Consider the following 14,502-nt stretch of genomic DNA (forward strand, 5'->3'; position numbering starts at 1 on the left):
ATAGTCAATAAGAACCCGCCGGAAACGGCGGGTTCTTATTGTGCGTTAGATTGTCGGTCTAGACCCGCCGCATGAGCCGGGCGACGATGGACACGACGAACAGCACCAGGAAGATGAAGAACAGCACCTGGGCGATCGAAGCGGATGCGCCGGCAATGCCGCCAAATCCAAGGACGCCTGCAATCAGGGCTACGACGAGAAATACCAGAGCATAATACAGCATCGCGATCTCCTTTATCGGTTGCTGGCAATATAACGGAAACGAGAGCGCTTCGTTCCATTGATGCCGCGACCAATTGAATTGCGTGCTGATCCAATGCTGTTCAGCTGAACTGCAGGTCGGCCTTGAATGACGGGTCACCGTCGCGTGGCATAGGCGGTTCAGCAGCTGCTAGGTAAGACCTCGCCGGGCCGGTCAACACGAACCAGAGACTGGCGCCGATCATGAAATAAGCGGCCGTCGGATCATCCGAGCGCGAGATGAAGGGCAGGCAGATAGCGGTGAAGAGGATGGCGAGCCGCACGGCCCATTCCCCCTCTCGTTTCATGAAAGCCCTGGTTCTCAGTTTCTTGTACGTGGCGACGTTGTAGCCGTCCGCACCGTGGCTGGATGTAAAGAGCACCCAGGCGGAGGGAAGCGTCAACATGATGAGGCCGCCGTAACACAGAAGCAGCGCTGGCCCGGAGAGGAAATGCCCGGCGGCAGAGAGCAGGAAGCCTGTCACGGCAATATTCCAGAGCGGCTCCAGACGCTCAGGCGACAGGCCGGTCCGGATGTGCCAGGCCCGCAAGGAACTGGCCGCACCGTCGAGCAACGGTTGGTCGATGTAGCGATTAATCCAATGCATGTCTCACGCGGTCCCCAATTGACTGCCGAGCCGTCCCACACCATGCAATTTGGTCGCTATCATGGCGCAAAATAGCGAAAGGCGAACCTGTGGCGTTTTAGCCAGTCTAAGCGCGGCGCTTGACGACGCGCAGGTTCATTTCCGATCGCAGCTTGAAGCCGAGAGCCTCGTAAAGTGTGATGGCGGGCGTGTTGGTGTAATAGGCGTGAAGGAAGACGGTGTCGCCTCTGGCCGAAATTTCCCCGGCAACGTAGCGGAAGAGAAGAGTGCCGAGGCCGCGCCCCTGAAAATCGGGATGGGTGCAAAGGCCGCTGAGCTCTCCAAATCCGGGATGGCGCAGGCGCTGGCCCGCCATGGCGACGAGACGTCCGTCGATCTTCACGCCCCAGAAGGTTCCGAGCCTTTGGGCGCCTAATGTAAAGGGGCCAGGCTTGGTCAGCATCGCCAAGGCGAGCATTTCCTCCGCATCATCAGTGGTCAATGGCTGCAGCCGGCTGTCGGTCATGCGCTCACAAGGCCGCTCGGCGATCATCTGCACGAGCTTTCCCTCCGACACGACCGTCAGGCCGTCTGGAATGAAGACAGGTTCGGCTTCCACGATTGCCATGACCTCATCTGCCGCGGGCAGGTTTTCGAGCGCTTCGAGACTTTCGCGCCCGTCATCGGCTGCGGCGGCGAAGGGGACGATGGAGGGCGGATAGCGCATCGCGTGTTGACTGCCTTCGGCGAGATCAGCGTGCGCCGTCTGAAGGGCGTTCCAGATCGGTCGGTCGAGAATATGCCTCATGGCGTTTTCTCCGGTAGGGCGCCGGCGCGGCGCATCAGCGACGCTTCGGCGAGCCCGTCTTCGAGTGCAGTAAGTTGCTCAAGCAGCGGGCCGTCGAGATCCCTGCAAAGATCCGCGACGGCGGCTGCAATGCGTGGCCAGACCTGTTGCCTGGAATAGTCGACTAATTCCTGCCCTTTCGGCGTCAGCGAAACGACCCTGCGCCGCTGATCCTCAGCGGATGGCTGCATGTCGAGAAAACCGAGTTCCATCAGCTGCGAAGCGGTGCGCGTTGCGCCTGGCTGTGTGATGCCCACCGCCTGCGCCAGCTCCCCGATGGTCAGAGGACCGAGCCTGTCGATGGCGCCGAGGAAGGGATATTGGGCGGCCTGTATGGAGACGCCCAGTTCCTCGATCACCTGCTGTGTATCGGCCTGAAGGCGTTCGCCGATCCGGCGAAAGCGGCTACCGAGGCACAGGTAGCCGAACGATTTCACGACATCCTCAACCAATGCAGGTTCCTCATCTAAATTTCATAAGCAGTTATATAAATTGTTATGTAAATGATGTCAATCATGGACCCAGGTTTAGAGTGCCATTTACTCGGGATGAACCTGTGATGGTTTTATCGGCATGGCCTTTGACTTTTTGAACCGGATTGCCCATATCACCCGCATTGGCCGCCTGCGCGATTCCCGCGTGGGCGGTTTTGCGTTTCAACGGCTTAGATGGTGCAATTCATTCGCATCCGCAGGGGGACGATATGAGCGACGAGGGCAATCTCACAGTTCGGAAACTGGCGTTCTGGGGCGTTCCAGTGTCGCTCGGCGTGATGGGATTGAAGATGGTCGCCTGGTGGGTGACGGGTTCCGTGGCGCTGCTTTCGGACGGACTGGAATCCTTCGTCAACGTGGTGGCGGCTTTCATCGCCTTTTTCGTCATCCGCTACGCACAGAAGCCCGCCGACCACGACCATCCCTTCGGCCATCACAAGGCGGAATATCTCTCGGCCGTCACCGAAGGGGTAATGATCGTGGTCGCTGCGCTGCTGATCGTCGAGGCGGCTATCGGCCAACTTGCCAATCCGCGCATGCTCGAAGCACCGGTCCTCGGGCTTGCGATCAACTTCGCTGCCGGTGTCGTCAATGCCGTCTGGGCGCAGCTTTTGATCCGTTCCGGGCGTAAGCATCGCTCTGCAGCATTGACGGCGGATGGGCAACACATCATGTCGGATGTGGTCACTTCCGTTGGCGTTCTCATTGGCTTGCTTCTGGCGCTGGCGACGGGCTATGCAATCTTTGACCCTGTTCTCGCCATTCTCGTTGCGCTCAACATCCTGTATCAGGGCTGGAAGGTGATCTCGCATTCGATCGGGGGTCTGATGGACCAGGCGGTCGAGCCGCAGGAGGAAGAGGCGATCAAGCAGGCGATCGCCACGCATGCGACAGGTTCGATCGGCGTGCATGACCTGAAGACGCGACGGGCAGGGTCCGTGACATTCGTGGATTTCCATCTGGTCGTGCCTGCCAAGATGACGGTTCGTGAAGCGCATGATATTTGCGACCGCCTTGAAGATGCCATTCGCGCGGCGCATGCGGGCGCGACCATAGCCATTCACGTGGAGCCGGAGGGCGAAAAGGCCCATGGCATCCGCGTCAAAGTGATCAAGGAGGCTTAATGCCGAAGACAGACGTTTCCAGCCTTTCGATGCTGGGCCAACACACGGAAACCGCCAAGAACCCGGAAGAGGCGGTTCTGGAAAAGGTGCCTGCCAACCACGCGGGCACCGACTATGTCGTGCGCTTCACCGCACCGGAATTCACCTCGCTCTGCCCGATGACCGGACAACCGGATTTCGCCCATATCGTCATCGATTACATTCCGAACGAATGGCTGGTGGAATCGAAATCGTTGAAGCTCTTCCTGCATTCCTTCCGTAATCATGGTGCCTTCCACGAGGATTGCTCGATCTACATCGCCAAGCGCATCGTCGAGCTTCTCGAGCCGAAATGGCTGCGCATCGGCGCCTACTGGTATCCGCGCGGCGGCATTCCGATCGACGTCTTCTGGCAGACCGGCAAGCCGCCGGAAGGCGTATGGCTGCCTGATCAGGGTGTCGCCGCCTATCGTGGACGTGGGTGAGCCTCGGTCGGGCGTAGCCCGAGCAATCGATCCAGTGAATCGATTGCAGCGGCGAACGCCCTGAGCCCTAGCGAAGGGCCGGGCAAGGGTGCGGCAGTCTAAAGCCTACTGCCGCTGCCCCTCAAACATCCGTCGTGTCGTCGCCGGAATCATCTATGAAGTCGTTATCGTCGTCGGTGTAGTCGGCCTGTTGGATATTGTCGTTATTGTCTTCGTCTCGGTTATCGTCAACCTGACTGTTGTCGCCGTAGTAGTTGTTGATGACGGTTTCCTCGACAGGGCTGCTGGCATTGCCGAAGGGATTGGCGCCGGCAAAGGGCGAGCCCCAGCCGAGTGACGACATGTGGTTGCCGAAAATGCCGGAAAGCGAGTTGGCGAGCAGCATGCCGCCCGCGACACCGGCCGCCGTACCGAGGGCACCGCGCAGGAAGCTGCCGCCGGCGGATGGCGCATAGGCCTGCTGCGTCCAGGGGCCGGTAGGCTGTTGCGGCATCTGGCGGGTGTTGTCATATCCGCGCGGTTGCTCGTAGCTATCTCTCGCCGCGCTACCCCAAGGGCCAGGTGCGGGGGCCGGCTGTTGTGTCTGCGTATTGCCGAAGATGGAGCTCAGGAAACCGCCTTGTTCGGCCTGCCGGCGGTCGCCTGCGCCCGCTTCGAGCTGGTGGACGCGCTCTTCAAGTTCCTTGATGTGATTGGCGGCGGCTTCCAGCCCCTTTTCCTGAACGATGACGGCCTGCGCCAGGTAGTAGGTGGCTGACGGTTGTGCACGGGTCGCTTCCGTTATCAGCGCTTCGGCTTCCGGATCGCGCGGTGTTGCGCCTGCGGTGCGGACGCGATCGAAGAGGGCAGTCAACAATTGGCGTTCTTCCGGTGACATGTCCTGTCTCCTTTAAAGTTCTGCGGCAGCACCGCGTAAGGCTGAGTTAGGAAGCAATTTGGGCATTTCAAAGCCTTGGCAGCTTACATTTCGTTTAGATTAGACCTCCCTCAACCAGACACGCAGCGGGCCCAAAAACTCGAAGCCCGCGCGCAGCGCCTCGTCCAGGTCGCCGCCGCGTTCATAGCCGACAAGCGGTTCTCCCGGATAGAGTTCGGCTGCCCGCGCGACCAGCCCGCGGCGGATGGTTTCACCGTGCTGGCCTTCGGCGAAGACGTTGGAATGGCCGACGACGCCGGCATGGTGATTGAGGATGCCGCCGCCGACCGGCCGGCCGTGCTCGAAGCCGAGCAGAAAAGTGATTTCAGGATCGTTGAGCAGCGGCTGGGTGAAGATCGTCTGCGTTGTCGACCCGTTCGCCTTCGCCCATTCCGCCACCCACCGCGCGAGATCGGCGGCACTTTTCATACGCTGCCATGTCAATGAGAATGGTGCGGGGACCGGCTTCCACATGCCGATCCATTCGGCCTCAAACAGCATGGTAAAGCCGAGGGGCGCGAGATCGAGAGCCGCATAGCTATCCTTGACGGCCCAGTTCCGCTTCTCGGTGTTGATCACCGCGGCGATCGCCTCCGATGTTTCGCCATCCGTCTCCGTCAGCGTTATGATATCGGGATAGAAGGGCGGCGTGCCCTGGCGGTGGAACCAGAGCGTCGACGTGAACTCGCCGGGCGTCCCCTGCGCCTTGCATACGGCGTCGCACCAGAATGCGTTGTTGCGGACGGCTGAGCGCAGCAGGAACGAGGTCATTTTATGTTTCTCCGGTCTTTTCAGAGGATGCGACGATATCGTGCGTTTGTCATAACAATATCTTCACCGGTTCCGGCCTTCCTCTTTTTCCCGCATTGTTTTACGCATTGAGTCGCACTATGTGCGAGGAACCGCATTGGACGTGAGAGAGGTTCGAATGAACGACGAAGAAGAACAGGACGACAAGACGAAGGAACTGCCGCTCGGCAAGGAAACGGAGGCGAACCTTTTCAAGTCGCGTTCGATCTTCATCTACGGGCCGATCACGCAGGAACTGGCGCAGAAGGTTTGCACCCAGCTCGTGGCGCTTGCTGCCGCCAATGACGAAGATATCCGCATCTATGTGAATTCCCCCGGCGGCCATGTCGAATCAGGCGATTCCATTCATGACATGATCAAGTTCATCAAGCCGAAGGTCTGGATGATCGGTACCGGCTGGGTCGCCTCGGCCGGCGCGCTCATCTATGCCGCGGCGCCGAAGGAACGCCGTATCTGCCTGCCGAACACCCGCTTCCTGCTGCACCAGCCGTCCGGTGGCACGCGCGGCATGGCTTCGGACATCGAGATCCAGGCGCGTGAAATCATCAAGATGAACGAACGCCTGATCAAGATCTTCTCGAAGGCGACCGGCCAGGCGGAAGAAAAGATCGCCAAAGATATCGACCGCGATTACTGGCTCTCGGCAGAGGATGCCGTCGCTTACGGTCTCGTCGCTCGCGTCGTGACTTCGCAGAGCGAAATCTAAGTTTTCGCTAGCGCGGCTGAATTTACGCCCCGTCTGCCAATCGCAGGCGGGGCGTTTTCATATCTTTTCACGCGACACCTGAAATCTGTCGACGATCTCTGCGGAAATTGCCACCCGGCAGAACATTTCCGGCAGCAATCTGCCTTGCGCGCAATTCTCTTCTGTTGCTCCATGCGCAATCTTTGCAGGGGAGTCGCGCCATTGATCAAAGATTTTTCCGTGCAGAGCCTGTTCATGGGCCTGCTGACGGCTTTCGTGGGGTTCACCAGTTCCTTTGCTGTCGTGTTGCACGGATTGCAGGCGGTTGGTGCGACCGATGCGCAGGCCGCTTCGGGGCTGATGGCCCTGTCGGTTTCCATGGGGCTTTGCGCCGTCGTGCTCAGCGCCGTCACCCGTCTGCCGGTCAGCATCGCCTGGTCGACGCCGGGAGCTGCGCTGCTTGCCAGCATCGGCACGATCGACGGCGGCTTCAATGCAGCTGTCGGAGCCTTCATCCTTTGCGGCGTGTTGATCGTCATTGCCGGGCTGTTCAAGCCGCTCGGCCGGGCGGTTGCCGCTATTCCCGCGGCGCTTGCCAATGCGATGCTCTCGGGCGTGCTGCTCGGTCTCTGTTTTGCGCCGGTCAAGGCCGTCGCCTTCAATCCGATGCTCGGCCTGCCGATTGTTCTGACCTGGATCGTGGTCGGCGCCTTCAAGCGGCTGTGGGCGGTGCCGGCCGCACTGGCGGCCTTCGCACTGGTTCTGGCCTTCGGCGTCGATATTCCCGAGGGTGCCTCGGCGTCGATCGGGCAATCGCTGGTGCCCATTATCGGTATCGCCCATCCGGTATTCAATCTCGCTGGTTTTGTTTCCATCGCCCTGCCGCTCTTCGTTGTGACGATGGCCTCGCAAAATATTCCCGGCATCGCTGTGCTAAAGGTCAACCACTATCATCCGAAGCCTGGGCCTCTGTTTGCCGTCACAGGCGTTTTCTCGCTGTTGGCCGCGCCCTTTGGCGGGCATGCGGTCAATCTGGCTGCGATCACGGCCGCGATGTGTGCCGGGCAGGACGCGCATGCCGATCCTTCGCGGCGGTATTGGGCGGCGCTGATCTCGGGCGTCGGCTACGTCATTTTCGGCCTCCTTGCCGGAGCGGTGACTGCCTTCGTCGCGCTGGCGCCACCGATCTTGATCGAGGCCGTGGCCGGTCTAGCACTTGTCGGCGCCTTCTCCAGTTCGGCCATGGCGGCTTTCCAGGCACCGGAATCGCGCGAGGCAGCGGCAATCACCTTCCTGGTCACTGCGTCGGGGGTTTCCTTCGGCGGCATATCCGGCGCCTTCTGGGGGCTGATCGCGGGTGGATTGATGCTGGCGCTGTCCCGTATCGTGCAGGCGAGGAAAAAATAGGCGAGGGGTTGCCGGATTTTCCGGCGGAGGCTATAAGCGCGGTCATGAAGAGCACAAGCGCACGGATTTCCGAGACGATTGCACGCGGCCGCACGGCCCTGCGTGACAATTCGCGCGCCCTGACCTCGCTTCTTCTCCTCGGCCTTACGCGCGGTTGCCGGGTCCTTTGAGGAGCGCCCGGCGGCCGAAAGCCCGCCCGGCCATCGCTCCTCGCGACTCACATCCAAAATTGACCAAACGACCGATCAAAGGTCCGCATTTGCAGTCGCCAAGCCTGATATGATCGGCTAAGACGCGAGGCAAATGCCGGGACGAGGAGACAAGACAATGGACACGACCACCCGCCGATCCTCCGCAGGTGTCAAGGGCATGCCCGACGCCGCCGTCAAATACCGGCCCTATCCGCAGGTCAACATTCCCGACCGCACCTGGCCGACCAAGACTATTTCCAAGGCGCCGATCTGGTGCTCCGTCGACCTGCGCGATGGCAACCAGGCACTCGTCGATCCGATGGGCCATGATCGCAAGGCGCGCATGTTCCACCTGCTCTTGGAAATGGGCTTCAAGGAAATCGAGATCGGTTTCCCGTCCGCCTCGCAAACCGACTTCGATTTCGCCCGCTGGTGCGTGGAAGAGGGCAATGTGCCCGACGACGTCTCGCTGCAGGTGCTGGTTCAGTGCCGTCCCGAGCTGATCACCCGCACCTTCGAGGCGCTGGAAGGCGCCAACCGGCCGATCGTACACTTCTACAATTCTACCAGCGAGCTGCAGCGCCGCGTGGTCTTCGCCAAGGATGTGCAGGGCATCAAGCAGATTGCGGTCGATGCCGCCAAGATGATCAGCGATATGGCGGCCAAGGCCGGAGGCGGCTATCGTTTCGAATATTCGCCGGAAAGTTTCACCGGCACCGAGCTGGATGTGGCGCTGGAAATCTGCAACGCCGTCATTGAGGTGATGAAGCCGACGCCCGACAACAAGCTCATCATCAACCTGCCCTCGACGGTGGAGATGGCGACGCCGAACGTCTACGCCGATCAGATCGAGTGGATGTGCCGCAACCTCGACAACCGCGAAAACCTGATCGTCTCGCTGCATCCGCATAATGACCGCGGCACAGGTATTGCTGCTGCTGAACTGGCCTTGCTGGCGGGCGCCGACCGCGTCGAAGGCACGCTGTTCGGCAATGGCGAACGCACCGGTAACGTCGATGTCGTCACCATGGCGCTCAACATGTTCACGCAGGGCGTCGATCCGGAAATCGATTGCTCCAATATCGAGCGTATCAAGGACGTGTTCGAATATTCGAACCAGATGGCGATCGCAGAGCGCCATCCCTATGTCGGCGAGTTGGTCTATACGGCTTTCTCCGGCTCGCATCAGGATGCGATCAACAAGGGCATGAAGGCTGCGCAGGTCGCCAACCATCCGGTCTGGGAAGTGCCTTACCTGCCGATCGACCCGCGTGACGTCGGCCGTTCCTACGAGGCAATCATCCGCATCAATTCGCAGTCGGGCAAGGGCGGCATCGCCTATATCCTGCAACAGGATTACGGGCTCAACCTGCCACGCAACCTGCAGGTCGAATTCCGCGAAGACATCCAGCGCATCACCGACGAAGAGGGCAAGGAGCTTCCCTCCAAGCGCATCCACGACCGCTTCATCGAGCGCTATGTGACGCAGCCGGGTGCGCGCCTCCGGTTCGTCGACCACCACACCTATCCCGATACCGAGCGTAGGGGACAGCGGGTCGTGGCGGCCGAAATCACCGACAATGGCGAGATCAAGCGCATCGAAGGCCGCGGCAACGGCCCGATCGACGGCTTCATTAATGCGCTGTCGCATTATCTCGGCATTGAAATGTCGGTCGAGGACTATTCGGAGCACTCGCTGCAGCATGGCTCGAATGCCGCCGCTATCTCCTACGTCGAAACGTCCTATCCGGGCGGCAAGCTCTTCGGTGCCGGCATCAACACCAATATCGTTGCCGCATCGCTTGAAGCGATCGTTTCGGCTGCCAACCGCGTGCTCGACGTGAAGGCCGGCAAGGCCTGAGCACTCTGGTCAGGCCGCGATCGCTACAGGATGACGCGGCCTGACGATACAATCGGCGAGCTCATTGAGCTCGCCCCACGCTTTCATGGATCGTTCAGATGGCGGCGGCGATTTCCATGGCGAGTTGGCTGAGCGACGCCTCTGCGGAGGGGCCCGCCAATACATAGGACGTGCCCGCATTGTGCCACGTTACTAAGCCGATTTCGTCGCGGATCGTTTCCTTGAAGTCTTCCGTTGCCGGTGCCTGGGCATCCTTGCGGAAGCAGATCGAGATAATATCGCCTTCGGCATTGGAATAGACGAGTTGGCCGACGGGACGGCTATCACCTAGGATCACTCGCGCACCCTGGAAGGTCCAGGATTTGACCGAGAGATCCGGCACGCGGAACGGCACACCGATTGCGGTGGTCAGCCAGGACGAGATTTCTTCGGATTGCGAGGCTGGGACTTCGACAAGGTGACGCGGCTGGCGCAAGAGAAGGCGCTGGAAGGCGGTAACGTCTCCTAACCAGTCATTGGTGTTGATCGGAGGGGCTGCGATCGGTGCGGCATCATCCGTATCCGGAGCATTGCCAATGAAATAGCCGATGCCACCACCAACGACGAAAAGGATGAGAGCGGCTGCAAGCGCCTGCCTGCCGCTCGGCGCAAGTTTGAGCTGCGGGCGCGTATTGCGCTGGGCGATCGGTGTCTTCGGCGGCTGCGTGCTCTTGATGGATCGAACGAGCGACAAGGGAACGGGTTCCTTCAGCATGTCATCCAGCTTGCGGCGGCCAAAATCGACACCGTGGCGGAGCTTGTCATAGAGCTTGCGTGCATTTTCATCGATAACGAGCCGGTTTTCCAGTTCTAGCTTCTGTTCCGGTGTTGTTTCACCGTCAAGGAGGGCGGCAAGCTGGGATTCAAGCGGCTGTTTTTTAAAATCGAGCAAATCAGTCAGTACCTGTGGACGGGTGGATTGTGGCCGGACAATGCGGCAAAATGGAGTCGCGCCGTCGCAAGCTGGCCGGCGATGCTACCGATCGCGATGCCCATGATCTCAGCCGCTTGCTGGTAGCTATGGCCCTCTACGTCGATCAGCAGGAAAATACTGGCGACACCTTCAGGCATTTCCGCGAGCAGGCGGTGCAGGGCATCGGTATCGACAACGGCGCTACGGTCGCGGATGGCATCGCGGATATCGGTGACATTGGCTCGTGCGGTTGGCCGTGGTTTGCGCTTGCGGCTGTCTTCGGCCCATTGCTGACGGGCCATCGTATAGATCCAGCTTTCCAGCCGGCCTTCGCCATTCCACTGGTTCCCTCTGGAAATTGCACGTAAACAGACCGCCTGGACCAGCTCATCGGCCGCAGCCGTCTCTCCCGCGAGCGTGATGGCAAAGCGGCGGAGGCGGGGGAGGAGGCCGACGAGATCACGCCGGATATCGGTGGTGGTGGTGGCGGGTTGGCGCATTGTCGTTCCAAGAAGCATTTACATCGGCAGGCACTTATACCGGCTTTGCATTCGGGCCGGCTTCGCGTGCGGTAATTGCCCGGCGGGCACGAAGCCTTGTATTTACCCCGGCCATGCAGGCGGCTTTATGGAACAAGTCGCCTGTATTTCGCAAGCGCGGGGATCTGAATTCACCCATCCCTTCCCAAGGGATTTCGTACCATACCCCGCGGAGCTTGCCTCAATATGTCCTGTATCCATTCAGGCTCTGAAGAAGAGCACGATAGGCCCAGGTATTCTCGCCACCCCGATCGCGAATCTCGACGAGCTGGACGCGAGCGCCCTGGATATCGCCTTGCTCGACGAGCGCCATGCCCATGTAAGAACGGGCGAGGATATAATTCTCGTCCTGTTGCAGCGCCTTCTTGTAGTAGGACATGCCGAGTTCCATACGGCCGGCCTTGCGGTTGGCATAGCCGAGATAATTCAGGATCCGCGGATCATTCTGGTTCTGCGCGAGATTGAGCACCGTGATCGCGTTCTCGTATTGCCCGTTATAGGCGAATTCGCGGGCAAAGTTATAGAGCTCGTCATCGTTGAAGGTCTGCTTCTTCGGATCAACGCATTCCTTCTTCTTGGCATCCCACACCTTTCCTTTGGTGCAGGTTTTGGTCGTTTCGGTCTTCGGCGGAGGGGAAGTGTCGTCGTTCCCGCCGCCGACCGCGAAAGCGGTTGTGGCGAGCCCGACAGCAAAGACGGAAACAAGCGAAAGTCTGCATAGGCGATGAAGAGAAGCGGTCATCGGGCATACTCCGTTTTGAAGCGCTGCGGTTGCTGAATTTTACGCCGACGATTAAAAATACCAAGAGGCTTGGCGGCCTTTATTGCCTCTGTTGCGATGTCGGCGACCACTCTTCACGTTTTGATTCAACGGCCGCCGAGATTGGTTCCATAACCGCGTCTAAAGCGCGAAAATATCAACGCTTTTCGGCATCATGCCATCGGCCGTGTCGTTGATGCTGAAACGTTCGCCCTTCAAGTCCCAGGCGCCCGGGGAGCCAGAAATGGAAAAGAGATTATAGGCGGCGCGGGGCTTGATGCCGCCCGGCCCCTGCGAGGCCGAAGCGATGCCGACGACCGGCACCGGGCCGGTCTGCCCACGCAGCCAGTGAAGAGTGTTGAGATGCGTGTGACCATGCAGCACGAGCTCTGCTCCACCGGTGGAAACGACAGCCGCGAAACGACGAATACCGATCATGCGTTTGTAAAAAGAGGTGGCGCCGCGGATCGGGGGATGATGGACCATGACGACGCGGAATAGACCGGCCTCGCCGGCAGCGCGCAACATGTTGACCGTATCACGTGCCTGGCGCGCGCCGAAGAAGCCGGAGGCCGCAAAGGGTGGGGTTGCAACGGCGGTAGAGCAGCCGACGATTGCGACCTTGTCTCGGATACGCAGGTAGGGAAAGATGTGCCTGTCTTCCTCCCATTCCGGAGGAGCGAGGTCGCCGCGGACATAGTCATACCAGGCGCGCATCGACTTCTCATAAGCGCCGGGCACATAAGCATCATGATTGCCGGGCACGACCGAGGTGGCGGCGGGATCGCCCAGTTCGCGCAGCCAGGCTGCCGCGCTGCGAATCTCGATGCCGCTTGCCAGGTTGACGAGGTCGCCGGTTACGGCCAGATGGTCGGCCTTATGGGTGCGGATGTCGTCCAGCAGCAGATCGAGCGTGCTGCCGAAAAGATGCTTGCGCCGGTTGCGATGCCAGTTCACAAAGCCCGTAATACGTTTCGAAAAAAGTTCGTGAATGGAAAGACGGGGCAGGGGTCCAAGATGGACGTCAGAGATATGCGCGAGCTTGAACATGCAACGACACATAGACCAGCTTATTTACAATTCAAATACATCCGCCCGATGAGAGTATGAAAGAGCCCATGGCAGACAAACAAACATGGCCCCTTCACATGAAAGTGTTGGTACGACTGCTGCACGTGTATTTTTCCTTCGCACGCGGCATGACGATGGGGGTGCGCGCAGCCTGCTTCGATGATCAGGGCCGTCTCTTTCTCGTTCGTCACGGTTATACCGGCGGATGGCATATGCCGGGGGGCGGGCTGGAGCGAAACGAGACCGCAGAAGAAGCGCTGATCAAGGAATTGCGGGAGGAAGGCAATCTCAAGATCGTCGGCAAGCCGCAGCTCTTTCACGTCTATTTCAACACCAACATCACTCGGCGCGATCATGTGGTGTTCTACCGTGCCACCGTGGAGCAGACTGCGCCGCGGCCGCCGGACTGGGAGATCGTCGAGAGCGGCTTCTTCGAGATCGACAATCTGCCCGAAGAAACGACCGAAGCGACGCTGCGAAGGCTCGCCGAGCTCCGCGGTGAAGCAGAGCCGGCGCATTACTGGTGAAGCTTAGGCGGCTGCTGCGAACTTGTCACGGCCATGTGGCCGGTCGAGATCGAGCGCCGGACCGACGGGCACGATGCCGGTCGGGTTGATCGTCTTGTGACTGCGATAGTAATGCTGCTTGATGTGGCTGAAATTGACCGTCTCCGCCACATCAGGCGTCTGGTAGAGGTCGCACAGGTAGCCCTGCAGGTTGGAGTAATCTGCGATCCTGCGGATGTTGCATTTGAAGTGGCCAACATAAACAGGGTCGAAACGCACCAGCGTCGTGAAGAGGCGCCAGTCGGCTTCGGTCTGGCGATCGCCGAAAAGGTAGCGACCCTTGCCAAGGCGTTCATCGAGCCTGTCGAGCGTTTCGAAAAGCTTGACGACATTCTCCTCGTAGGCGGCCTGCGTGGTCGCAAATCCCGCCTTGTAGACGCCGTTGTTGACGGTATCGTAGATGACATCGTTCAGTGCATCGATGTCGGCCCGCAGGTCTTCCGGATAATAGTCCGCCGTCGATCCCGTCAGGTAATTGAAGGCGCTGTTGAACATGCGGATGATTTCGGCCGACTCGTTGTTGACGATCGTGCCGGTCTTCTTGTCCCAGAGCACGGGCACTGTAACGCGGCCGGAATAGTGCGGATCGGCCTTCACATAGACTTCCCAGAGGGTCTTCGAACCGAAGAGCTGATCGCCCGTAGCACCATTGCCGACCTTGAACTCCCAGCCATTTTCCACCATCAGCGGATCGACGACCGAAACGGAAATCAGGTCCTCGAGTTTCTTCAGCTTGCGGAAGATCAGCGTGCGGTGCGCCCAGGGGCAGGCGAGGGAAACGTAAAGGTGATAACGACCAGGCTCGGCCTTGAAGCCGCCTTTCCCGCTCGGGCCTGCCTCTCCATCCGCCGTGATCCAGTTGCGGAACTGCGACGGCTGGCGCTTGAAATGGCCCTTTGTTTCCTTCGTATCGTACCAGACGTCATGCCAGACGCCGTCCACCAGCATGCCCATAACTTCACCTCTAAAATTGATCGTTGCGGGATAA

18 protein-coding genes are annotated in these 14,502 nt (G+C 59.7%); 7 read left to right on the forward strand and 11 right to left on the reverse strand.

Annotated elements, in window-relative coordinates; all coding sequences use genetic code 11:
- Nucleotides 1–58: 58 nt before the first annotated feature.
- The 4 genes from FHX15_RS01720 to FHX15_RS01735 form a co-directional block, all read right to left on the reverse strand.
- Nucleotides 59–223, reverse strand: a complete 165-nt coding sequence (locus FHX15_RS01720) for a DUF1328 domain-containing protein (protein WP_007824505.1) — start codon at nt 221–223, stop codon at nt 59–61.
- Nucleotides 224–323: 100 nt separating this feature from the next.
- Nucleotides 324–848: a hypothetical protein gene (locus tag FHX15_RS01725; RefSeq protein WP_184393127.1), complete on the reverse strand. Its 525-nt coding sequence runs from the start codon at nt 846–848 to the stop codon at nt 324–326.
- Nucleotides 849–954: 106 nt separating this feature from the next.
- Nucleotides 955–1,635, reverse strand: coding sequence for a GNAT family N-acetyltransferase (locus FHX15_RS01730; RefSeq protein WP_184393129.1), 681 nt, complete (start codon nt 1,633–1,635; stop codon nt 955–957).
- Nucleotides 1,632–2,126, reverse strand: coding sequence for a MarR family winged helix-turn-helix transcriptional regulator (locus tag FHX15_RS01735; RefSeq protein WP_184393131.1), 495 nt, complete (start codon nt 2,124–2,126; stop codon nt 1,632–1,634). Before FHX15_RS01735 ends, FHX15_RS01730 begins: the two co-directional genes overlap by 4 nt.
- Nucleotides 2,127–2,377: 251 nt before the next feature.
- Between FHX15_RS01735 and emfA the strand changes: the two genes are divergently transcribed.
- The gene (gene emfA, locus FHX15_RS01740; RefSeq protein WP_184393133.1) at nt 2,378–3,292 is read left to right on the forward strand and encodes a CDF family cation efflux transporter EmfA; all 915 of its coding nucleotides are present in this window, start codon (nt 2,378–2,380) and stop codon (nt 3,290–3,292) included.
- Nucleotides 3,292–3,756, forward strand: coding sequence for a preQ(1) synthase (gene queF / locus FHX15_RS01745; protein WP_184393135.1), 465 nt, complete (start codon nt 3,292–3,294; stop codon nt 3,754–3,756). The genes emfA and queF overlap by 1 nt, the downstream gene beginning before the upstream one ends.
- A 121-nt stretch (nt 3,757–3,877) precedes the next feature.
- Here queF and FHX15_RS01750 read toward each other — a convergent pair whose 3' ends face one another.
- On the reverse strand, nt 3,878–4,633 hold the full coding sequence (locus FHX15_RS01750; RefSeq protein WP_184393137.1) for a DUF2076 domain-containing protein: 756 nt from the start codon (nt 4,631–4,633) through the stop codon (nt 3,878–3,880).
- A 99-nt stretch (nt 4,634–4,732) separates the two neighbouring features.
- The gene (locus FHX15_RS01755) at nt 4,733–5,443 is read right to left on the reverse strand and encodes a hypothetical protein (protein WP_184393139.1); all 711 of its coding nucleotides are present in this window, start codon (nt 5,441–5,443) and stop codon (nt 4,733–4,735) included.
- Between the two features lie 157 nt (nt 5,444–5,600).
- Between FHX15_RS01755 and FHX15_RS01760 the strand changes: the two genes are divergently transcribed.
- The 4 genes from FHX15_RS01760 (at nt 5,601) to leuA (ending at nt 9,626) form a co-directional block, all read left to right on the forward strand.
- The gene (locus FHX15_RS01760) at nt 5,601–6,188 is read left to right on the forward strand and encodes an ATP-dependent Clp protease proteolytic subunit (RefSeq protein WP_184393141.1); all 588 of its coding nucleotides are present in this window, start codon (nt 5,601–5,603) and stop codon (nt 6,186–6,188) included.
- A gap of 171 nt (nt 6,189–6,359) precedes the next feature.
- Nucleotides 6,360–7,574, forward strand: coding sequence for a benzoate/H(+) symporter BenE family transporter (locus tag FHX15_RS01765; protein WP_184393143.1), 1,215 nt, complete (start codon nt 6,360–6,362; stop codon nt 7,572–7,574).
- A 44-nt stretch (nt 7,575–7,618) separates the two neighbouring features.
- On the forward strand, nt 7,619–7,744 hold the full coding sequence (locus FHX15_RS31420) for a hypothetical protein (protein ID WP_281413788.1): 126 nt from the start codon (nt 7,619–7,621) through the stop codon (nt 7,742–7,744).
- A 157-nt stretch (nt 7,745–7,901) separates the two neighbouring features.
- The gene (leuA, locus tag FHX15_RS01770) at nt 7,902–9,626 is read left to right on the forward strand and encodes a 2-isopropylmalate synthase (RefSeq protein ID WP_246778846.1); all 1,725 of its coding nucleotides are present in this window, start codon (nt 7,902–7,904) and stop codon (nt 9,624–9,626) included.
- A 94-nt stretch (nt 9,627–9,720) separates the two neighbouring features.
- Here leuA and FHX15_RS01775 read toward each other — a convergent pair whose 3' ends face one another.
- The 4 genes from FHX15_RS01775 to FHX15_RS01790 all read right to left on the reverse strand — a co-directional run bounded on the left by FHX15_RS01775 (nt 9,721) and on the right by FHX15_RS01790 (nt 12,927).
- Nucleotides 9,721–10,557 (reverse strand): anti-sigma factor, encoded by an 837-nt coding sequence (locus tag FHX15_RS01775; RefSeq protein WP_184393145.1) that lies wholly within the window; start codon nt 10,555–10,557, stop codon nt 9,721–9,723.
- Nucleotides 10,558–10,562: 5 nt separating this feature from the next.
- Nucleotides 10,563–11,078, reverse strand: coding sequence for an RNA polymerase sigma factor (locus FHX15_RS01780; RefSeq protein WP_184393147.1), 516 nt, complete (start codon nt 11,076–11,078; stop codon nt 10,563–10,565).
- A gap of 220 nt (nt 11,079–11,298) precedes the next feature.
- Nucleotides 11,299–11,859, reverse strand: a complete 561-nt coding sequence (locus FHX15_RS01785; RefSeq protein WP_184393149.1) for a M48 family metallopeptidase — start codon at nt 11,857–11,859, stop codon at nt 11,299–11,301.
- 159 nt (nt 11,860–12,018) lie between these two features.
- Nucleotides 12,019–12,927 (reverse strand): metallophosphoesterase, encoded by a 909-nt coding sequence (locus FHX15_RS01790; RefSeq protein WP_184393150.1) that lies wholly within the window; start codon nt 12,925–12,927, stop codon nt 12,019–12,021.
- A gap of 68 nt (nt 12,928–12,995) precedes the next feature.
- Here FHX15_RS01790 and FHX15_RS01795 point away from each other — a divergent pair, with 68 nt between their 5' ends.
- Nucleotides 12,996–13,475 carry an NUDIX domain-containing protein gene (locus tag FHX15_RS01795; protein WP_184393151.1) on the forward strand — a complete coding sequence of 160 codons (480 nt, stop codon included), beginning with the start codon at nt 12,996–12,998 and terminating at the stop codon, nt 13,473–13,475.
- A 3-nt stretch (nt 13,476–13,478) separates the two neighbouring features.
- Here FHX15_RS01795 and FHX15_RS01800 read toward each other — a convergent pair whose 3' ends face one another.
- Entirely contained in the window at nt 13,479–14,468 is a 990-nt protein-coding gene (locus FHX15_RS01800) for a glutathione S-transferase family protein (RefSeq protein ID WP_184393152.1), read from the reverse strand.
- Nucleotides 14,469–14,502: the final 34 nt, after the last annotated feature.

It is taken from the genome of Rhizobium sp. BK650 (genome assembly GCF_014195325.1).
Taxonomy (GTDB): Bacteria; Pseudomonadota; Alphaproteobacteria; order Rhizobiales; family Rhizobiaceae; genus Rhizobium.